Consider the following 20,951-nt stretch of genomic DNA (forward strand, 5'->3'; position numbering starts at 1 on the left):
GTTCCCGGTCAGTGGAGGCGCATTATAGGGAGTTCCTGACAGCCTGCAACCCCTAATTTGAAAAAACTTTTCAACCGCTCATTAATGCGGCAAAAACACCGAATTCGGCGAAAAAGTGACTTGTCCTGATATAGGTTGACACTTTTCAGTCTTAAAACGCCTGATGAACTTCATCGGGCGTTTTGTATTTTAACGACAGATGCGGTCGCCGGGTATTGTAGGTTTCCACCGACTCCCTGACCATCTTTCTTGCCTGCACGGTAGAGCTACCCTGAATACCGTAGCGGTCTTGCGCCTGGCGGGAAGTCATTTCCCCTTTTTCGACCTGTTGGACAACGGCCAATTTAAAGGATAGAGGGTAATCGCGTTGCGTGCGTTTAACATATTGGTTCATCACATTTTTCTCAGTGTGCGAGTTAAGTGTGTCAACGCTATTTAGGACGGGTCACAGACAACAAAAAGGGGGCGATTTCTCACCCCCTCAAGCATTAACCATTACTGCTTAGCAATGATATGCCCATTTTCTACATCCAGAGTTACTGGAACTCCCGGTATTAATTTGCCGGAAAGTATCTGTTGCGCCAATGGATTCTCGATTTCCTGTTGGATAGCGCGTTTCAATGGCCGCGCACCATAGACAGGGTCGAAACCAGTTTCACCCAAGAACTCCAACGCAGGCTGAGTAATGGTGACCTGATAGCCACGTTCTTCCAGACGTTTGTATAGCCGCGCCAGTTGGATGCTGGCAATAGAAGCCAGATGCGCGCGCCCCAACGGATGGAAGACAACAACCTCATCTATACGGTTGATAAATTCAGGGCGGAAGTGATGAGTGACAACTTCCATCACCATTTCTTTCATTTCGCTATAACTTCTTTCACCGAAACGTTCCTGAATCAAATCTGAACCGAGGTTCGAGGTCATGATGACCACTGTATTACGGAAGTCGACCGTTCTGCCCTGCCCGTCAGTCAAGCGCCCATCATCCAACACCTGCAAGAGTATGTTGAATACATCCGGATGCGCTTTTTCCACTTCATCCAGCAGAATGACAGAATAAGGACGACGGCGTACAGCTTCCGTCAAATACCCACCTTCTTCATAGCCTACATAGCCTGGAGGCGCACCAACCAACCGAGAGACAGAATGTTTTTCCATAAACTCGGACATATCAATACGCACCATGGCATCGTCACTGTCGAACAAGAACATTGCCAGCGCTTTACACAGTTCGGTTTTACCGACCCCTGTTGGCCCTAAGAATAAAAAGGAGCCAATCGGCCGGTTCGGATCTGACAACCCAGCACGACTACGACGGATAGCATTGGAAACAGCTTCAACCGCTTCATCCTGCCCAATCACGCGTTTATGCAGATCTTCCTCCATGCGCAGCAACTTATCGCGTTCGCTTTCCAGCATGCGAGATACTGGAATACCCGTCCAACGCGCCAGCACTTCTGCAATCTCTGCTTCAGTTACCCGGTTACGCAGCAACTTCATGGTTTTCCCTTCAAGCGCCGTTGCCGCCGCTAGCTGTTTTTCCAGCTCAGGAATTTTACCGTACTGAAGTTCTGACATCTGAGCCAAGTCACCCACACGGCGGGCCTGCTCTAAAGTGATTTTGGCTTGTTCCAGTTCAGTTTTAATATTCTGAGTGCCAGTGAGGGCAGCTTTTTCCGCTTTCCACTCTTCTTCTAACTCGGAATATTCACGTTCTTTCTGCTCTAACTCAGTGTTGAGCATTTCGAGACGTTTTTTGCTGGCGTCATCAGACTCTTTCTTCAGCGCCTGCTGTTCCAGTTTCAATTGGATAATCCGCCGTTCCAGGCGATCCAGTGATTCTGGTTTTGAATCCATCTGCATACGGATGCTGGAACCGGCCTCGTCAATAAGGTCGATGGCTTTATCCGGTAGCTGACGATCCGAGATATAGCGGTGCGACAGTGTTGCCGCAGCCACAATTGCCGGGTCAGTTATCTGCACATGGTGATGCAGTTCATAACGCTCTTTCAGCCCGCGTAAAATGGCAATGGTGTCTTCAACAGTCGGCTCCGCCACATACACTTTCTGGAAACGCCGCTCCAGCGCCGCATCCTTCTCTATATATTGACGGTACTCATCGAGTGTCGTTGCACCAACGCAATGTAATTCACCGCGCGCTAATGCAGGTTTTAGCATGTTGCCAGCATCCATCGCCCCGTCGCCTTTACCTGCGCCGACCATGGTATGCAATTCATCAATGAACAAGATCACACTGCCTTCTTGTTTTGATAAATCATTCAACACGCCTTTCAAGCGTTCTTCAAACTCACCGCGATACTTCGCACCCGCAATCAGTGCGCCCATATCTAATGAAAGCACACGTTTATGTTTCAAGCCTTCCGGCACTTCGCCGTTGACGATTCGCTGTGCCAGACCTTCAACAATGGCTGTTTTACCGACACCAGGCTCACCAATTAACACTGGGTTGTTTTTGGTCCGGCGTTGTAACACCTGAATAGTGCGGCGAATTTCTTCGTCACGGCCAATAACCGGGTCGAGCTTACCTTGCTCCGCACGCTCAGTCAGGTCGATAGTGAATTTTTTCAATGCCTGGCGCTGGTCTTCGGCACCTTGGTCATCAACTTTGTCACCACCACGCATATCTTCAATTGCCTTATTTATTTTATCTTTTGTTGCACCGGCTGTTTTTAACATGTCAGTTAAGGTGCCGCTGCTTTCAAGTACCGCCAGTACAAATAGTTCTGACGAGATAAATTTATCTGCACGTTTTTGCGCTAATTTGTCACAGAGATTCAATACACGGACCAGCTCGTTTGATGGTTGAACATCACCGCCGGTCCCTTCAACTTGTGGAAGACGACCTAATGCTTGCTCAATGTCGCTGCGCAAATTGGCGACATTAACCCCCGCTGAGGTCAACAATGGGCGAACCGTCCCCCCATCCTGATTGAGCAGTGCGCTCATCAAATGTAACGGTTCAATAAATTGGTTGTCGCGCCCAAGAGCTAAAGATTGGGCATCGGCGAGGGCAAGCTGGAATTTGCTAGTAAGACGATCCAGACGCATAACACCTCCGATATTGGTCAAAATTGCTACTGGAGATTAGATGAGGTCATCCCTCAAATTTTCAAGGTTATTTCGACACTATATTTAAAGTAAAACGTTATGCGCCAGCGGACCGTCCTAATTCAATAGGTTATATCAGCCAGATTAAACTTGCCATACGCCCAGTGATTCCATCACGCCGATAAGAGAAAAAATGTTGTTTTTCAGTCAAGGTACAGCGATCACCGCCGTAAATAGCGTGAATACCTACGGCCTGTAACCGCAATTTGGCTAATAAATAGATGTCGGCGAGATATTTAGAACCGAAAGGTGTGAATGCAGCAGCGGATTGTGCGTCAAAATTGATAAAGGCCTGTTTAACCTCTTCGCCCACTTCGAACTGCTGCGGACCAATGGCTGGGCCTAACCAGGCAATAATAGAAGAAGGATTTGCATTGAACTGAGTGAGCGTTTGTTCCAGAACACCGGCACAGAGGCCACTCCACCCCGCATGAGCGGCGGCCACTTCATCACCCGCCAACGAGCAAAATAGCACTGGCAAGCAATCTGCTGTCATTACCGCACAAACTTGCCCAATAACGTGGCTGTAGACCGCATCAGCCTGTACATCAGAAACCGCCTTGCCATCCAGATGCAGGACACGAGTGCCGTGCACCTGTTCTAGCCAAACGGGCATGTGCGGCAATCCCGCTTGTTCCACTAAATATTGGCGGTTTGCAGCTACACTAGCCGCAATATCCCCTACATGAGTACCAAGATTTAATGAATCATAAGGGAATTCGCTGATACCACCATGACGAGTCGTGCTACATGCCTTAACGCCAGCAGGCAATGGCCAATCGGGGAGTATCAGCTTATTCATTACCAATCCATCTGATCTTTGAATTCTTCGGTATCAGCTTTCAGCGCATTAATCAGCTCAACCATATCTTCTGGTAATGCCGCATGCCATTCCATTTGAATACCACTGATAGGATGATACAAACGCAGCATAGTTGCATGCAGCGCCTGGCGGTCAAAGCCACGCAAAATAGCAATAAAGGAGTCCGATGCGCCACGTGGCGGGCGCGGGCGGCCACCATAAAGCTGATCCCCCACCAGCGGATGGTTGATATGGGACATATGCACACGGATCTGGTGCGTACGGCCCGTCTCTAAACGCAGGCGCAGACGAGTATGAGCACGGAAGTGCTCCATAATACGGTAGTGAGTTGTCGCCGGTTTACCCATCGGGTGTACTGCCATGTGTGTCCGCTTGGTAGAGTGACGAGAAATTGGCTCGTCAACTCTGCCGCCAGCGGTCATATTGCCGATGGCCACAGCTTCGTATTCACGGGTAATTTCGCGTGCTTGCAATGCCTCAACCAATCGAGTCTGAGCCGGAACGGTTTTCGCCACCACCATCAAGCCGGTAGTATCTTTATCCAGACGATGTACGATACCTGCCCGTGGTACATCCATGATTTCTGGATAATAATAGAGCAATGCATTCAAAACTGTACCATCTGGGTTACCGGCACCAGGATGCACCACTAAACCGCGGGGTTTATTAATAACCAGAATATCGTTATCTTCATAGACGATATCCAGTGGGATTTCTTGAGGCGCCCAGCGGGCATCTTCCTCAATTTGCGCGTCAATTGCGACGAGCTCGCCACCCAACACTTTTTCTTTAGGTTTGTTAATTGTTTTACCGTCGACGGTGACTCTGTCTTCCAAGATCCATTCTTTTATGCGAGATCTTGAATAATCAGGGAACAATTCGGCCAAAGCCTGATCTAACCGTTGACCGAGTTGTGATTCGGCCACCGTTGCGCTGAGTTGTACTTGTTGTGCCATATGCAGCTTCTTGTTCGTTAACGTTGGGTTTTGACGGCGATGCCGTTTAATATAATGTGCTATTGTATCTAGATCTTTGTCGGGAGCTTAACGGACAGTCTCCCGGAATAACACTTCGAGGATAATCAAAACGTCATGACGCGTATGAAATATCTGGTGGCTGCCGCCACGTTGAGCCTGGTGCTGACCGGTTGCTCCAGTAACAAGGACGTGGTTCCCGATAACCCGCCTTCTGAGCTCTATGCTACCGCTCAGCAAAAACTGCAGGACGGTAACTTTAAGGGAGCAATTACGCAACTAGAAGCGTTAGATAACCGCTATCCTTTCGGGCCTTACTCTCAACAAGTTCAGCTTGATTTGATTTATGCGTATTATAAATCTGCTGATCTGCCGTTGGCGCAAGCCTCAATTGATCGCTTTATGCGCCTCAATCCCACACATCCTAACATCGATTACGTATTATATATGCGTGGTTTGACTGACATGGCTCTGGATGACAGTGCATTGCAAGGCTTCTTCGGGATTGATCGTTCAGACCGCGATCCGCAACATGCTAAAGCCGCTTTCCGCGATTTTAACCAGTTGATTCAAAGCTATCCGAACAGCCAATACGCAACTGACGCGCAAAAACGCCTAACATTCCTGAAAAATCGTCTGGCCAAGCATGAACTGGCCGTGGCGCAATATTACACTAAACGAGGCGCTTACGTCGCGGTAGTTAACCGTGTCGAACAAATGCTAAGAGATTATCCTGATACTCAAGCCACTCGCGATGCGCTGCCGTTGATGGAAAATGCTTATAAGCAATTGCAACTCAATGCTGAGGCAGACAAAGTTGCCAAGATAATTGCGGCGAACCCAGCCTGATAGTGTTTGTAACGAAAAATAGGTCTGGGATGATAAAATAACAAACGGCAGCTCAGGCTGCCGTTTTCAATTCTGTTTTATCGCCACAAACCGATGAGATTCATGTTCTTATATTATCGCACTGAGATCCTAGCTAAAATGCAAAAATAATGCGTTTTACAACTATATCCAAGCAACATAACTTATCGATAATGCGGCATTCCAATCAATGATTCAAGCCCCCTGCGCCCATTCCTGACGTTAAATCACAGTTCCCATGACCTTTGCAAAAAGTGACAAAAATAAGTGATCTTGATCATACATTTTGTGAAAAAGAGAGGTATGCTGAAGTTATCCAAGACGGAGCAGACAGAGAGGTAAGTCATATGACAGTCAACATTACCAGTAAGCAAATGGATATCACCCCAGCAATTCGCAAGCATGTTGAAGACCGTCTCACCAAACTGGATAAATGGCAGGCCCAGTTGATAAACCCACATATTGTACTGTCTAAAGATCCGCAAGGATTCGTTGCCGATGCAACTATCAGTACACCGATGGGGCCCTTGGTTGCCAGTGCCAAACATGATGATATGTATGCTGCAATTAATGAACTTATCACCAAACTAGAACGCCAATTAAATAAAGTTCAACACAAAGGTGAAGCTCGTCGCGCAGCAAGCAGTGTTAAAGAGGCTAATCTGGAGTCAGCAGATTCGGTAGATGTCGAAGAAGAGTCCGAGCAGGAACAATAGCCGGGACAATCCATCTCATTTCGGATCTAACGCGCTTTCGAGCGCGTTTTTTATTGACAGCAATTCAGACTGGCGGTTATGTTTGTTTTGGCTATAACATGTTATTTCCGTCAGCAGCATCAACAGGTAACCAGCAACGATGATCAATAAAGTGTTTTTCTTCGCATTCTTTTTTACCTTCCCCTGATTGGGAGGCGTTTCGTCGTGTGATAAATAATGCGAAGACGAACAACAAAGCCTCCCAAGCCGGGAGGCTTTTTTTATGCGAAAAACATCCAGAAAAAATAATAAGGCAAATCCCTATGACCGATAATCCATTACTGGTGCTACGTGAGCGCATCAGCGCACTAGACTTAAAACTGCTGGCGTTGCTAGCAGAGCGGCGTGAATTGGCGGTGGATGTGGCTAAAGCCAAACAACTCCATCACCGCCCGATTCGCGATAAAGAACGTGAACGTGATTTGCTGGATGCGCTTATCACCGCCGCAAAACCTTATGATCTGGATGGCTTTTATATCACCCGCCTGTTCCAACTGATTATTGAAGATTCAGTATTGACTCAGCAGGCGCTGTTGCAACATCAGCTTAATCAAACTGCCCAACACTCTGCCCGTATTGCCTTCCTTGGCCCCAAAGGCTCTTACTCACATTTAGCTGCGCGCCAATATGCTGCTCGTCACTTTGAACAATTGATTGAATGTGGTTGCCAAAAATTCCAGGATATTTTTACTCAGGTAGAAACCGGTCAAGCGGATTACGCTGTATTACCTATAGAAAATACCAGCTCAGGTTCCATCAATGACGTATATGACTTACTGCAACACACCAGCTTGTCGATTGTCGGGGAAATAACCAATCCTATTGACCACTGTGTATTGGTCGCCACCGAAACTGATCTGAGCCAAATTAAAACCGTTTACAGCCATCCACAACCTTTCCAGCAATGCAGCCAGTTCATTAACCGTTTCCCACATTGGAAAATCGAGTATTGCGAAAGCACCGCCGCTGCAATGGAAAAAGTGGCGCAGTTGAACTCACCACAAGCAGCGGCATTAGGGAGTGAAGCAGGTGGCGCACTTTATAACTTGCAGGTGTTGGAACACAATTTGGCGAACCAGCAGCAGAATATCACTCGCTTTATTATTCTAGCCCGTAAATCCATTGATGTTTCTGACCAAATCCCAGCAAAAACCACTTTAATTATGGCGACAGGTCAGCAATCAGGGGCATTAGTGGAAGCGCTACTCGTACTGAGAGATCACGGGGTCGTCATGACCAAGCTTGAATCACGGCCAATTAATGGTAATCCATGGGAAGAAATGTTTTATATCGATGTGCAGGCCAACTTACGTTCTGAATCTATGCAAAAAGCGCTGGCAGATTTGACGCCAATAACTCGGTCATTAAAAGTATTAGGCTGCTACCCAAGTGAAAACGTGGTGCCGGTCAATCCTGGCTGACATCGCTTTTGAGGCTCTTTCATTAGGCTTTACGCAACGTGAGATCTATACCCTATAGATTTCACGTTGCAGGAAGGCGGCAAACAAGTGAGTCCCGATGAGCTTACTCAAGTAAGTGATTCGGGTAAACGAGTGCAGCCAACACACCTGTGGCTTGAAAGATGACGGGTATAATTACTGGCGATTGTCATTCGCCTGACGCAATAATGAACGGCTCTCCACCAGGAAACGCTCCGCATAATCGCCAAACCAGTGCTCAACTTTCTGGAAACTTTGCACAAAGGCTTGTTTGTCACTTTGTTCCAACAAGGTGATCGCCTCGCCAAAACGTTTGTAATAGCGTTTAATCAGCGCCAAATTATCTTCTGATGACATAATAATGTCGGCATAAAGCTGTGGATCTTGCGCAAACAGCCGCCCCACCATTGCCAGCTCCAAACGATAAATCGGTGAAGACAGCGCTAATAGCTGTTCAAGCTGCACATTCTCCTCTGCTAAATGTAATCCATACGCAAAGGTCGCAAAATGGCGCAATGCTTGGATAAACGCCATATTCTGGTCATGTTCAACTGCACTGATGCGATGTAATCTTGCCCCCCATACCTGTAGCTGCTCGAGTAGCCACTGATAAGCTTGTGGGGAACGACCATCGCAATACACCACAACTTGCTTTGCCAAACTGCCAACATCTGGCCCAAACATCGGATGTAAGCCGACAACTGGCCCTTCATGGGCGGCGAGCATAGCTTGCAACGGCTTATTTTTGACGGAAGCGAGATCCAACAAAATGCAATCTGGCGGTAATTTTGGTAATCGAGCTATCACTTCTTCAGTGATATGGATCGGCACACTGACAATCACCATCCCGGCATCCGCCAGAATAGATTCAGCCTGCGGCCAGTCCTCTTGTTCCAGCGTTTTTACCTGATAACCGGATAATGTAAGCATTCGGCTGAATAACCGCCCCATCTGCCCGTCACCGCCGATGATAACCACCGGGCGCAACTGAGGGCACAGCGTCTTAAACCCTTTGTCATTCTCGCTGGTATAAGACTCTCGCATTACTCGACGCAATACATCTTCAATCAAATCAGGCGGGACACCTAAAGCCTCGGCTTCCTGTCGGCGTGAGGCTAACATCAAAGCCTCCCGGTCTGGGACATAAATAGGCAAACCATAACGGCTTTTAACTTCACCTACTTCGGCCACCAAATGCAGGCGCTTTGCCAACAAATCCAACAGTGCTTTATCGACTTCATCAATTTGATCGCGCAAAGCGGTCAGTTCAGCCACCATACTTACTTTTCCTCTGCAGTCCGTGCCGCCAGCGCTGAACGTAATTCCTGATGCATACCACGTAACAGGGTTTCGGTACTTTCCCAATCAATACAGGCATCGGTCACCGAAACACCGTAGCGCATATCGGCGCGTGGTTGCTCAGATGATTGATTGCCCTCATGAATGTTACTTTCCAGCATCACACCAGTGATAGAACGATTGCCAGCCTTGATCTGTTCAACCACAGATTCAGCGACCGCAGTCTGACGACGGTAGTCTTTATTCGAATTACCATGGCTGCAATCTATCATTAAGGATGGAACGAGTCCCGCATCCTGCATCTGTTTTTCACACTGTGCGACATCTTGCGCACTGTAATTAGGGGTTTTGCCGCCGCGTAAAATCACATGGCCGTGTGGGTTGCCCTGAGTTTGCAATAAGCAAACCTGGCCCGACTGATTAATCCCCATGAAGCGGTGCGGCATAGCAGCAGCGCGCATAGCATTGATTGCCGTACCCAAACTACCATCAGTGCCGTTTTTAAACCCAACCGGCATGGACAAACCGGAAGCCATTTCACGGTGAGTTTGTGATTCAGTGGTACGCGCGCCAATAGCTGACCAGCTAAATAAGTCGCCTAAGTATTGCGGGCTGTTCGGGTCCAGAGCTTCGGTTGCCAAAGGCAGCCCCATGCCCACTAAATCCAGCAATAATTGACGAGCAATATGTAATCCTCTTTCCACATCGAAAGAGCCATCCATTGCCGGGTCATTAATCAACCCTTTCCAGCCAACAGTGGTTCTCGGCTTTTCAAAATAGACTCGCATAACGATATACAGGCTATCACTCAATTCAGCAGAAAGAGTTTTCAAACGACGCGCATACTCCAGAGCAGCATCAACATCATGGATAGAACATGGGCCACAGACCACTAATAAACGTGGATCATTTCCCTGAATAATATCAGCAATGGTTTTGCGGGCAGCTTCAATCGCATACTGATCATTTTGGCTCAATGGAAACTGGTTTTTCAGTTCTTCCGGGGTTATCAATACTTGTTCGGCACTGATATGGACATTATTGAGCGCATCTTTTTGCATGATCATATTCTTTACCTATCTCTGTTTAGCGGATGTCGTTTAGCATGTTTATCGTTTGAGAGCACCACAATATCATGATGTGTAAAGTTTTCAATCCATATGTGTAAATAAATAATTACCACTAACTTTACAGGCACATTTATGTCTGACTTTTGCGGTAAGTCGCAGTTTCTGCAGATGGTCCTAACCTCCTCCTGAGGCCATGATAAAATGCGGAAAATTTGTGGAGGCTGTATGTTAAGAGTCATCATTGTCGACGATGAACAACCTGCGCGTGAAGATTTACGCGAAAGATTAACTGAAGAACAGGATATTGAGATTGTCGCCGAATGTAGCAACGCACTAGAAGCAATCCCCGCAATACAGCGCCTGCAACCCGATGTGATATTTCTCGACATCCAAATGCCAAGAATTAATGGCCTGGAATTAGCCTCAATGCTGAATCCAGAAACTATGCCGCACATCGTGTTTGTCACGGCTTACGATGAATATGCCATTCGGGCTTTTGAAGAGCATGCCTTTGACTATCTGCTAAAACCTCTCGACCATCAACGGTTAGCAAAAACGCTAATTCGCTTAAGGAGAGGTATTGGTGTAAATAATAATTTACATAAAATAGCAGAGCCGATGTTGCGCCATATCCCTTGCTCTGGTCACAACCGCATTTTTTTACTGAAAATTGAAGAAGTAGAATATCTCAGTTCTGAACTCAGTGGAGTGCATGTTATCGGAACTGTACAATCTGGCTATACCCAGCTATCACTCAAAACGTTGGAAGAGAAAACGCCCTTTGTCCGCTGTCATCGACAATATATGGTCAATACTGAACAGTTGGGTGAAATACAATTGATGGATAATGGTTCTGCTGAAGTGATCACCCGCAGTGGTAAACATATCCCCGTGAGCCGCCGTTACTTAAAACCCTTAAAGGAGAAATTGGGAATTAACTAAAAGCTATTTGGGTTTGGAATATATTTATATGTTGCGTCATTGTGCTATTAATGAATTATTTAAAAACAATGTTAATACATTATTTTCACAACCAGCCTTTATATTCTATTAATACCATTCCATTCCACTTTAATTAATTAGAAAAGTCCGGGCTGATATAAAAATAGAGGCAGATCTCAGATTTAATTAGTTACATAACTGAACAATATAGCCTTGATATTCGCAAGGTTTTAATCAATGCCAATTGTGCTCTGATAGATAAAAACGAGTATGAGCCATGTTCATTGCTTAAAAACAGCCAATATACAACCGAATTTCATTCATGTTGGAAGCAAGGTAACGTTATGATAACACTACAATTTATAATTATAATTCTCTGTCTATTAGTCGGTACACGCTATGGGGGCATGGGGCTGGGGTTAATAAGTGGTATTGGCTTATTTATTCTGACCTTTATCTTTGGCCTCGAACCCGGTAAACCGCCTGTCGATGTCATGCTCACAATATTAGCCGTTATTGGTTGTGCTGCTGTATTACAAACTGCCGGCGGATTAAATGTCATGATGCAATTTGCTGAGAGATTATTACGGCGACATCCTCAGCATATTACGCTACTTGCACCATTTACTACTTGGTCATTAACCTTTTTATGCGGCACTGGACATGTTGTTTACACCATGTTCCCTATTATTTCTGATATTGCGATTAAAAAAGGTATTCGTCCGGAGCGCCCAATGGCGGTGGCATCCGTTGCCTCGCAAATGGCGATTACAGCTTCCCCGGTCTCGGTGGCGGTAGTGTCATTGGTATCAATTATTGGTGCCAATCACGGTATAGGCCATGCTTATAGCATTCTAGAGATTTTGGCGGTATCAGTACCAGCTTCTTTAGTTGGGGTGTTGATGGCTGCATTGTGGAGCCTACGCCGCGGTAAAGATCTCGATAAAGACCCTGATTTTCAAGCAAGAATCAAAGATCCTGAGCAGCGCGACTTTATCTATGGCTCAACCGATACATTGTTAAATCAGGTTTTCCCGAAACAAGCTTATTGGTCTACCTGGATATTCTTCGCTGCTATTGCACTGGTCGTATTACTGGGTGCGTTTGCAGACCTGCGCCCTGCTTTTGAAGTCAAAGGCAAAATGCAGTCATTATCAATGAACCTGGTTATTCAGATGATGATGCTGATTGCTGGTGCAGTTATTCTTATTGGCTGCAAAGTTAAACCCAGCGATATCTCTAATGGCGCCGTATTCAAAGCCGGTATGGTCGCTATATTCTCTGTATTCGGTGTTGCCTGGATGAGCGATACCTTCTTCCAAGCCCATATGGGCGACTTAAAACTGGTGCTGGAAGACGTGGTAAAAAGCCAACCCTGGACTTATGCCATTGTGTTGTTCTTGGTTTCCAAGTTGGTCAATAGCCAAGCCGCAGCATTGGCAGCAATCGCCCCCATGGGTTTGCAGCTCGGTGTTGAACCTAAAATGCTCATTGCCTTCTTCCCTGCAGCTTATGGCTACTTTGTTTTACCAACTTACCCAAGTGATCTTGCTTGTATCGGCTTTGACCGCTCGGGCACCACTAAGATTGGTAAATTTATTATTAATCATAGTTTTATCATTCCTGGCCTTATCGGTGTCATCTGTTCGTGCATCACTGGTTACTTGCTGGTAACCACTTTTATGTAGTTAATGAGTCACAGTTGAGCTAAGAGCCAGAGCAATACTGGCTCTTTTCATTTTTTCTTTTCGCCAGTATTCAAATATAAATTCTTTTCTATTTATGACATTTTAAGAATGAACTCATCAAAAAAGCCCTCTTATTATAATTAATTATTCAATCTGAAATATCTTATGAGTAAGTAGGATCACAACTGCTACAATGCTGGCCGCATCACAAAAACCATCTTTTTCACCATAGGCTTATTATGTTTTCTTTGCGTCATACCAGGGCGTTGCCGTTTTATATCAGCACACTCGCACTATCCCTCGTCAGTACCGCTGTTCTTGCTGACGCAACTGTTTTTACTGCTTTAGACGATCCAGCCACAGCCAAAAAGAGCTTCGATGGAACCGTTGAAGCAGGTTATACCGCACAATCAGGCAATACCAACAACTCAACATTGACCGCTAACTCAACGTTGACCTGGTTCCAGCCTAATACTGCTTATAGTTTGTGGGGGGCGGCGCGAAATACCAGTTCTAATGATCAGCGATCTTCTGAACGTTATCAATTGGGTGGCCGTACTCGATATAATCTGACGGATAGCAACTATTTATTTGGGCAGGCGGGTTGGTTAAATGATCGCTATAACGGTTTTGATTCCCGCTCTGTTTTAACCACAGGTTATGGTCGTCAGATTATGACCACTCCGCTGCACAATCTGCGAGTGGAATTTGGTCCAGGTGTCCGTCACGATGAATATTATCAAGGTGGCCGCTCGACGAGAGCATTAGCCTACGCGGGTGGTAACTATACTTACCAGCTGACTGACAACACCGTGTTCAGTGAAGGGGTTTCAGCACTGGCAAACGAAGAAACAACATTGAACTCAGAAACCGCGTTGAATGTTGCTATCAATAAAAGCTTTGCATTGCGTTTAGCCTATGTCGTGACCTATAACACCAAACCACCGGCCAGCGCACCAAAGAATACTGATACCACAACATCAGTGACTCTGGTTTACGGCCTGTAATCATTTATTCAATATCCATAGCGTGGTGTGATGCCGCGCTAATTCCCTCTGATATCCCTGCTATTTATGATCTATACCTTAAATAATTCGAGTTGCAGAAAGGCAGCCAACGCACATGCAGCTTGAAGTATGACGAGTATAGGAATAAAAAAGGGGTCAGCCTATGGCTAACCCCTTCATAACTATTAACTTTTGGATGAAGCCTGAGCTATACCTTAGTTAGTGCGGTTAAGACGCTCTTTGATACGAGCAGACTTACCAGTACGCTCACGCAGATAGTACAGTTTCGCTTGACGAACGGCACCACGACGTTTCACAGTAATGCTGTCGATTACTGGGGAGTGAGTTTGGAATACACGCTCAACACCTTCGCCGTTGGAAATTTTACGAACGGTGAACGCAGAATGCAGACCGCGGTTACGAATAGCGATAACCACGCCCTCGAATGCCTGCAGACGCTTTTTAGAACCTTCAACAACCCATACCTTAACTTCCACGGAATCACCCGGACGGAATGCAGGCACGTCTTGCTTCATCTGCTCTTGTTCGATTTGCTTGATAATATTGCTCATAATAAGTCTCTTACCCTAGGTAAACTGATATATCAGGAAGTTGGCACGCGGCACAACATTCCTTTCATAGTTCTGTTGCTTCAGGGCTTGTGTTCCCGTTGGAACTCAGCCAGCAACACCATTTGCTCGTCAGTCAGAGCTAGGCTTTCTAGAAGTTCAGGTCTTCTAAGCCAGGTACGGCCCAGCGACTGCTTTAAGCGCCAGCGACGAATCTCGGCATGGTTACCCGACAGTAAAACTGGCGGAACGTCCATCCCTTCTAACACCTCAGGACGAGTGTAGTGTGGGCAATCCAGCAACCCATCAACAAAGGAATCTTCCTCTGCTGAGGCCTGATGACCCAGCACGCCCGGGATAAAGCGGGATACTGAATCTATCAGAGTCATTGCCGGCAGCTCGCCACCGCTGAGAACGTAATCGCCAATTGACCATTCTTCATCAATCTCAGTTTTGATTACGCGCTCATCAACTCCTTCGTACCGACCACACACCAGAATCATCTTCTGGTTAGTCGCCAGTTCGCAAACACCCTGTTGGTCCAGTTTGCGTCCTTGAGGTGACAGATAAATCACCTTTGCTCCCTCGCCTGCCGCTGCTTTTGCTGCATGAATGGCTTCCCTTAACGGTTGCACCATCATCAGCATTCCCGGGCCACCGCCATATGGGCGGTCATCCACGGTACGATGCCGGTCGTAGGTGAAATCACGAGGACTCCAACACTGCACGCTCAGCAGGCCATTTTTTACTGCCCGGCCAGTTACCCCGTAATCGGTTATTGCGCGGAACATCTCGGGAAACAGGCTAATAACACCAATCCACATTGTTTTGTTCCACTCATCTTTGCCGTTTAATTCGGAGGTCAAAAACCAGGATCCCAATCTACTTCAACACGTTGAGCAGTGAGATCGACATTCTTGATAACCTGCCCATGAAGAAACGGGACCAACCGCTCCTTCATACCGAATGCATCTTTCAGGTTTGCCTTTACTACCATCACATCGTTAGAACCGGTTTCCATCATATCGATGATTTTACCCAGTTCGTAACCCGTGGTTGTTACTACCTGACAGCCCATAAGGTCTTTCCAGTAGTAATCATCCTCTTCCAGTTCAGGTAGTTGTTGGGAATCTACGATAATTTCGCAATTAGTCAGTAAATTCGCGGCATCCCGATCATCAACGCCTTTTACCTTGATGATCAGATCCTGACTGTGGCGCTTCCAGTCTTCCAACTCGACATGCTGCCACTTACCACCCTGCTGGATAAACCACGGCTGGTAATCAAAAATACTTTCGGCGTTCTCGGTGGATGAAAATACTCTGAGCCAACCGCGAATGCCGTAAGTTGAACCCATTTTACCGAGAACAATCGGCTGTTCGGGAACCACTGGATTGAGTTGCTTGCTCATAATAACCACCACCGCGACAGATTAAGCTGCTTTCTTAGCGTCTTTGATCAGCACAGATACGCGATCAGAAACGGTTGCGCCCAAGCCAATCCAATGTTCGATACGGTCCAGGTCCAAACGCAGAGCTTCAGCCTGACCAGATGCGATCGGGTTAAAGAAGCCTACACGTTCGATGAAACGGCCGTCACGAGCATTACGGCTGTCAGTCACTACTACTTGATAGAACGGACGCTTTTTAGCGCCGCCACGAGCCAAACGAATTGTTACCATAACATCCTCTTTAGTTAATAAAACAACTAGACCCCATCGGGGAACGGGGTCCAGTTGCAATATAAAAAGCCCGAAAATTTTACTCATTTTGGCGCAAAAAGCAATCTAAAGCGTAGATTCCTATGCGCCAGCTTTGTAATAAGCACAATTTTCTTCGTTTACCGCTGTTCTCAGCGGGAAATCTTTACTCACCTCACGCTGGTTTACCTCACAGCGTGAAATATACCCTTCGTACTTGAAACCGCAGGGTTGTTGGCTGCGCGCACTAACCCCGAATCACTTACTTGAGTAAGTTCATCGGGATTAGTTTACTGGCTGCCTACCTGCAACCCCAATCACTTTGGGTATGACATTTAGCGGCCTGGGAAACCCGGTGGCATCATACCTTTCATGCCACGCATCATTTTGGCCAAACCGCCATTTTTCATTTTCTTCATCATGCGCTGCATATCATCGAACTGCTTCAGCAAGCGGTTAACATCCTGCACTTGCACACCAGAACCGGTGGCGATACGGCGCTTACGTGAACCTTTAATGATTTCTGGCTTAGCACGTTCTTTCAGCGTCATCGAGTTGATGATAGCCTCCATCCGCACGGTTACCTTATCATCCATCTGCGATTTCACGTTATCTGGCAACTGACCTGCACCCGGCATTTTACTGAGCATGCTGGCCATACCGCCCATATTGCGCATTTGTTTTAGCTGATCAAGAAAGTCATTAAGATCAAAGCCATCGCCTTTTTTCAGCTTGGTCGCCAGTTTTTCCGCCTGCGCGCGGTCAACTTTACTTTCGATATCTTCAATTAGGGACAGCACATCGCCCATCCCCAGAATACGTGAAGCCACGCGGTCTGGGTGGAACGGCTCAAGCGCATCTGACTTTTCACCAACGCCGAGGAATTTAATCGGCTTGCCGGTAATATGGCGGATAGACAGCGCAGCACCACCACGAGCATCACCATCAACTTTGGTCAATACTACACCGGTGAGCGGCAATGCTTCATTGAAGGCTTTAGCTGTATTTGCGGCATCCTGACCCGTCATGGCATCGACAACAAACAAGGTTTCAACCGGATTAATCGCGGCATGAATCTGTTTGATTTCGTCCATCATCGCTTCATCAACATGCAAACGACCGGCGGTATCGACAATCAGGACATCATAAAACTTAAGTTTCGCCTGTTGCAGAGCCCGATTGACGATATCAATCGGTTTTTCCTGTACATCAGACGGGAAGAAATCAATGCCAACACCTTCAGCCAGAGTTTCCAACTGTTTGATCGCCGCAGGGCGATAAACGTCGGCAGACACCACCAGCACTTTTTTCTTCTGTTTTTCTTTAAGGAACTTACCCAGTTTAGCCACACTGGTGGTTTTACCCGCACCTTGTAGGCCAGCCATTAACACCACTGCTGGCGGTTGCGCTGCCAGGTTCAGCTCGTTATTGACCTCGCCCATGGCGGCAATAAGTTCATTCTTAACGATTTTGACGAATTCCTGACCCGGCGTGAGGCTTTTGTTCACCTCATGCCCGACAGCACGCTCTTTTACCCGGTTAATAAAGTCACGAACCACCGGCAGAGCGACGTCAGCCTCCAGTAACGCCATGCGGACTTCACGTAGCGTTTCTTTAATATTTTCTTCTGTCAGCCGGCCACGGCCGCTGATATTGCGCAGTGTGCGCGACAATCGATCAGTTAAGTTCTCAAACATTGTCTCATACTCAACGTGGAAACAGGCCGCTCTGGCGACACAATGGGGGGATTATAACACGAAGCTTAAACGATCTCTGCCCTCACATCGGAGAACGGTTGGAGAGGAACGCTCTCAACGCTATACTGGCTATCTAATTCACTTAGCCGATGCCCATATACCGCTATGCCCGTGTTCTCCATTTTGGCTTTGATCGCTTACTCGCTCAGCCTGGGCTTGATTGTCCCAAGTCTGGTGCAGAAAAATAGTGCTTACCGGCGCCTGGCGCTGATTTCTGCCGTCGTGGCGCTAGTGTGCCATGCTATTGCTCTGAAGCATCAGATTTTTGATGTCGGTGGCGGTCAAAACCTGACTTTATTGAATATCGGCTCCATTGTCGGGCTGATGATCTGCACTATTATGACTATCGTCGCCTCACAGGGCCGCGGTTGGTTCTTATTACCGATTGTCTACAGCTTTGCCATGATTAATCTGGCACTTGCCAGCTTATTGCCGGGTGAATTTATTACCCATTTGGAAACCAGCCCTGCCATTTTTGTCCACATTGGGCTAGCCCTCTTTGCCTATGCAACACTTATCATCGCAGCACTGTATGCCCTGCAATTAGCTTGGCTCGATTACCAGTTAAAAAATAAGAAAGTCACCTTTAATGCTGATATGCCGCCCTTGATGAGCATTGAACGTAAAATGTTTCATATCACCCAAATTGGAGTGGTCTTACTGACCCTAACGCTGTGTACTGGCCTGCTTTATATGGATGATATATTCAGTAAAGAAAACGTCCATAAAGCGGTTTTATCGATCATGGCTTGGTTTGTCTATATTGTCTTATTGTGGGGCCATTACCATGAAGGTTGGCGCGGGCGTAGAGTGATTTGGTTCAGTTTTGTGGGCGCATTTTTGCTAACTTTGGCCTATTTTGGCAGCCGCTTACTACAGGAAATTATGATCTCTTAGCCGTAACCATCCGCACACGACCCTGTTGAACTGAACTAGCAGGGCCTTCACATCATTAAGGAACACTGTGTTGGATCATGTTTCCACTAGCACGCTGATCATCATTCTGGTCATTATGGTCGTGGTTTCGGCTTATTTTTCTGCCTCCGAAACCGGCATGATGACACTTAATCGCTACCGATTACGTCACTTGTCCAAACAGGGTAACCGTGCCGCGCGGCGGGTTGAAAAGCTGCTGCGCCGCCCTGACCGCCTGATAAGTTTAGTCTTAATCGGCAATAATCTGGTCAATATTCTGGCCTCAGCACTGGCAACAATTGTTGGCATCCGGCTCTATGGCAATGCCGGGGTTGCTATCGCCACTGGCGTATTAACTTTTGTGGTCCTAATTTTTGCTGAAGTCATGCCGAAAACTATCGCCGCCCTTTATCCTGAGCGCGTTGCATTCCCCAGCAGTGTTTTACTGGCTCCATTACAAAAAATCATGCTACCGCTGGTGTGGTTACTTAATACCATCACCCGCGGGTTGATGCGTCTGTGTGGTATTCGCGGAAATGTACACCGCAGTGATGCCGTCAGTCAGGATGAATTGCGTAGTATTGTGAATGAATCACACTCACAAATCTCTCGTCGTAATCAAGATATGTTGATATCGGTGCTGGATCTGGAGAAGGTCACTGTCGGCGATATTATGGTGCCGCGTAATGAAGTGGTAGGTATTGATATTAATGATGATTGGAAATCAATCATGCGGCAGCTTACTCATTCGCCCCATGGCCGCATTGTGTTGTATCGCCAATCATTGGATGATGCTATCGGTATGCTGCGGGTGCGGGAAGCCTATCGGCTGATGACCGAGAAAAAAGAGTTCAATAAAGAGAATTTGCTACGAGCGGCCGATGAAATCTACTTTATTCCTGAAGGCACGCCATTGAATGTGCAACTGGTGAAATTTCAACGTAATAAAGAGAAAGTCGGCATGATCGTCGACGAGTACGGTGATATTCAAGGGTTGGTCACAGTTGAGGATATTCTGGAAGAGATCGTCGGTGATTTTACCACATCCATGTCTCCTAGCCTGGCAGAAGAGGTTAATCCGCAAAGTGATGGCTCAGTGCTGATTGATGGTAGCGCCAATGTGCGTGAACTGAATAAAGCATTCAACTGGTCACTCCCTGTTGATGCCCGCACTATCAATGGCATGTTATTGGAGGAGTTGGAGGATATCCCCCAGATAAATACTCAGATTCGTGTTGGAAATTATCTGATTGATGTGCTGGATGTACAAGAAAACATGATTAAGCGGGTGCGAGTGACACCTATCCTACCAGATAACCATGTTGGGTAATTCCACTGCTCGGTGATATCAAAGGAAATAAAAAAGACGCCTTTTGCAGCGTCTTTTTTACATTTACCGTTCAAGAACTAGATATGTAATTCAGCTAGTTTCTTTTCCGACAGAGCCAGCTTCTCACTGTCGTTGATACCCACATCATTATCAAGAATGTGTTGGGCAATCTCCTGCGCTTCTTCCAGCGAATGCATATGGTAAGTGCCACACTGATATTCGTTCAGCTCAGGAATTTTTCGCTGGTCGGTGACGTTCAGTACATCAGCCATAGCGGCTTTCCAGGCATCAGCAACACGTTGCTCATCTGGAGTACCAATCAAGCTCATATAGAAACCGGTACGGCACCCCATTGGCGAGATATCAATAATCTCAACACCATTACCATTGAGATGGTTACGCATAAAACCAGCAAATAGGTGCTCCAGCGTATGGATTCCTTTCTCTGGCAACACTTCTTTATTGGGTTTACAGAAGCGTAAATCAAATACAGTTATCTCGTCACCATGAGGAGTTTTCATCGTCTTAGCAACACGCACAGCCGGTGCATTCATGATGGTATGGTCTACGGTAAAGCTATCCAATAATGGCATTTAGTCACCTCCTCATAAAAAAATAATTTTTATTCGATCTTTTTTCGCAACCTGTGAAACTTTTTTCTATCCCGCGCGTCTTAATAGGTGAAAGA

At 46.7% G+C, this 20,951-nt stretch carries 20 protein-coding genes and 1 other annotated feature; of the genes, 8 read left to right on the forward strand and 12 right to left on the reverse strand.

Going from position 1 to position 20,951, the window contains the following annotated elements; all coding sequences use genetic code 11:
- Nucleotides 1-151 precede the first annotated feature (151 nt).
- The 4 genes from FTA91_RS20380 to rluD form a co-directional block, all read right to left on the reverse strand.
- Entirely contained in the window at nucleotides 152-394 is a 243-nt protein-coding gene (locus FTA91_RS20380; RefSeq protein WP_072082576.1) for an integrase core domain-containing protein, read from the reverse strand.
- A gap of 101 nt (nucleotides 395-495) precedes the next feature.
- A complete protein-coding gene (gene clpB, locus FTA91_RS00430) occupies nucleotides 496-3,069 on the reverse strand; it encodes an ATP-dependent chaperone ClpB (RefSeq protein WP_050114193.1) in 2,574 nt (857 codons plus the stop codon).
- A 130-nt stretch (nucleotides 3,070-3,199) separates the two neighbouring features.
- On the reverse strand, nucleotides 3,200-3,931 hold the full coding sequence (gene yfiH, locus FTA91_RS00435; RefSeq protein ID WP_050114191.1) for a purine nucleoside phosphorylase YfiH: 732 nt from the start codon (nucleotides 3,929-3,931) through the stop codon (nucleotides 3,200-3,202).
- Nucleotides 3,931-4,908 (reverse strand): 23S rRNA pseudouridine(1911/1915/1917) synthase RluD, encoded by a 978-nt coding sequence (gene rluD / locus FTA91_RS00440; RefSeq protein ID WP_004393439.1) that lies wholly within the window; start codon nucleotides 4,906-4,908, stop codon nucleotides 3,931-3,933. The genes yfiH and rluD overlap by 1 nt, the downstream gene beginning before the upstream one ends.
- Before the next feature lie 135 nt (nucleotides 4,909-5,043).
- Here rluD and bamD point away from each other — a divergent pair, with 135 nt between their 5' ends.
- From bamD to pheA, 3 genes are all read left to right on the forward strand, one after another.
- The gene (gene bamD, locus FTA91_RS00450; RefSeq protein WP_032821201.1) at nucleotides 5,044-5,775 is read left to right on the forward strand and encodes an outer membrane protein assembly factor BamD; all 732 of its coding nucleotides are present in this window, start codon (nucleotides 5,044-5,046) and stop codon (nucleotides 5,773-5,775) included.
- 365 nt (nucleotides 5,776-6,140) lie between these two features.
- Nucleotides 6,141-6,509 (forward strand): ribosome-associated translation inhibitor RaiA, encoded by a 369-nt coding sequence (raiA, locus tag FTA91_RS00455; RefSeq protein WP_038635800.1) that lies wholly within the window; start codon nucleotides 6,141-6,143, stop codon nucleotides 6,507-6,509.
- A gap of 138 nt (nucleotides 6,510-6,647) precedes the next feature.
- Nucleotides 6,648-6,773: a sequence feature (Phe leader region), on the forward strand.
- Between the two features lie 38 nt (nucleotides 6,774-6,811).
- Nucleotides 6,812-7,969 (forward strand): bifunctional chorismate mutase/prephenate dehydratase, encoded by a 1,158-nt coding sequence (gene pheA, locus FTA91_RS00460; protein WP_050114189.1) that lies wholly within the window; start codon nucleotides 6,812-6,814, stop codon nucleotides 7,967-7,969.
- A gap of 174 nt (nucleotides 7,970-8,143) precedes the next feature.
- Here the strand turns inward: pheA and tyrA are convergent, their stop codons facing one another.
- Nucleotides 8,144-9,265, reverse strand: a complete 1,122-nt coding sequence (gene tyrA, locus FTA91_RS00465) for a bifunctional chorismate mutase/prephenate dehydrogenase (RefSeq protein WP_050114187.1) — start codon at nucleotides 9,263-9,265, stop codon at nucleotides 8,144-8,146.
- 2 nt (nucleotides 9,266-9,267) lie between these two features.
- Nucleotides 9,268-10,347 (reverse strand): 3-deoxy-7-phosphoheptulonate synthase, encoded by a 1,080-nt coding sequence (locus FTA91_RS00470; protein ID WP_050114185.1) that lies wholly within the window; start codon nucleotides 10,345-10,347, stop codon nucleotides 9,268-9,270.
- A gap of 234 nt (nucleotides 10,348-10,581) precedes the next feature.
- On the opposite strand from FTA91_RS00470, the gene btsR reads away from it, so the two are divergent.
- From btsR to FTA91_RS00485, 3 genes are all read left to right on the forward strand, one after another.
- Nucleotides 10,582-11,298: a two-component system response regulator BtsR gene (gene btsR / locus FTA91_RS00475; RefSeq protein ID WP_145535678.1), complete on the forward strand. Its 717-nt coding sequence runs from the start codon at nucleotides 10,582-10,584 to the stop codon at nucleotides 11,296-11,298.
- A 344-nt stretch (nucleotides 11,299-11,642) separates the two neighbouring features.
- Complete coding sequence (locus FTA91_RS00480; protein ID WP_050114182.1) at nucleotides 11,643-12,986, forward strand: anaerobic C4-dicarboxylate transporter; 1,344 nt, start codon at nucleotides 11,643-11,645, stop codon at nucleotides 12,984-12,986.
- 239 nt (nucleotides 12,987-13,225) lie between these two features.
- Nucleotides 13,226-13,993: a DUF481 domain-containing protein gene (locus FTA91_RS00485; RefSeq protein WP_050114180.1), complete on the forward strand. Its 768-nt coding sequence runs from the start codon at nucleotides 13,226-13,228 to the stop codon at nucleotides 13,991-13,993.
- Nucleotides 13,994-14,208: 215 nt separating this feature from the next.
- Here the strand turns inward: FTA91_RS00485 and rplS are convergent, their stop codons facing one another.
- The 5 genes from rplS to ffh all read right to left on the reverse strand — a co-directional run bounded on the left by rplS (nucleotide 14,209) and on the right by ffh (nucleotide 17,958).
- Nucleotides 14,209-14,565, reverse strand: a complete 357-nt coding sequence (gene rplS, locus FTA91_RS00490) for a 50S ribosomal protein L19 (protein ID WP_004393427.1) — start codon at nucleotides 14,563-14,565, stop codon at nucleotides 14,209-14,211.
- Between the two features lie 80 nt (nucleotides 14,566-14,645).
- A complete protein-coding gene (gene trmD, locus FTA91_RS00495) occupies nucleotides 14,646-15,386 on the reverse strand; it encodes a tRNA (guanosine(37)-N1)-methyltransferase TrmD (protein ID WP_050114178.1) in 741 nt (246 codons plus the stop codon).
- 38 nt (nucleotides 15,387-15,424) lie between these two features.
- On the reverse strand, nucleotides 15,425-15,973 hold the full coding sequence (gene rimM / locus FTA91_RS00500; protein WP_038635823.1) for a ribosome maturation factor RimM: 549 nt from the start codon (nucleotides 15,971-15,973) through the stop codon (nucleotides 15,425-15,427).
- A 21-nt stretch (nucleotides 15,974-15,994) separates the two neighbouring features.
- Nucleotides 15,995-16,243, reverse strand: coding sequence for a 30S ribosomal protein S16 (gene rpsP, locus FTA91_RS00505; RefSeq protein ID WP_002209458.1), 249 nt, complete (start codon nucleotides 16,241-16,243; stop codon nucleotides 15,995-15,997).
- Nucleotides 16,244-16,596: 353 nt separating this feature from the next.
- Nucleotides 16,597-17,958: a signal recognition particle protein gene (ffh, locus tag FTA91_RS00510; protein ID WP_050114176.1), complete on the reverse strand. Its 1,362-nt coding sequence runs from the start codon at nucleotides 17,956-17,958 to the stop codon at nucleotides 16,597-16,599.
- A gap of 165 nt (nucleotides 17,959-18,123) precedes the next feature.
- On the opposite strand from ffh, the gene FTA91_RS00515 reads away from it, so the two are divergent.
- The gene (locus tag FTA91_RS00515; RefSeq protein ID WP_145582764.1) at nucleotides 18,124-18,915 is read left to right on the forward strand and encodes a cytochrome C assembly family protein; all 792 of its coding nucleotides are present in this window, start codon (nucleotides 18,124-18,126) and stop codon (nucleotides 18,913-18,915) included.
- A gap of 70 nt (nucleotides 18,916-18,985) precedes the next feature.
- A complete protein-coding gene (locus FTA91_RS00520) occupies nucleotides 18,986-20,263 on the forward strand; it encodes an HlyC/CorC family transporter (protein ID WP_174635162.1) in 1,278 nt (425 codons plus the stop codon).
- 77 nt (nucleotides 20,264-20,340) lie between these two features.
- Here FTA91_RS00520 and luxS read toward each other — a convergent pair whose 3' ends face one another.
- Nucleotides 20,341-20,856, reverse strand: coding sequence for an S-ribosylhomocysteine lyase (luxS, locus tag FTA91_RS00525; RefSeq protein WP_050114170.1), 516 nt, complete (start codon nucleotides 20,854-20,856; stop codon nucleotides 20,341-20,343).
- Between the last annotated feature and the right edge of the window lie 95 nt (nucleotides 20,857-20,951).

It is taken from the genome of Yersinia thracica (assembly GCF_902170565.1).
GTDB lineage: Bacteria > Pseudomonadota > Gammaproteobacteria > Enterobacterales > Enterobacteriaceae > Yersinia > Yersinia thracica.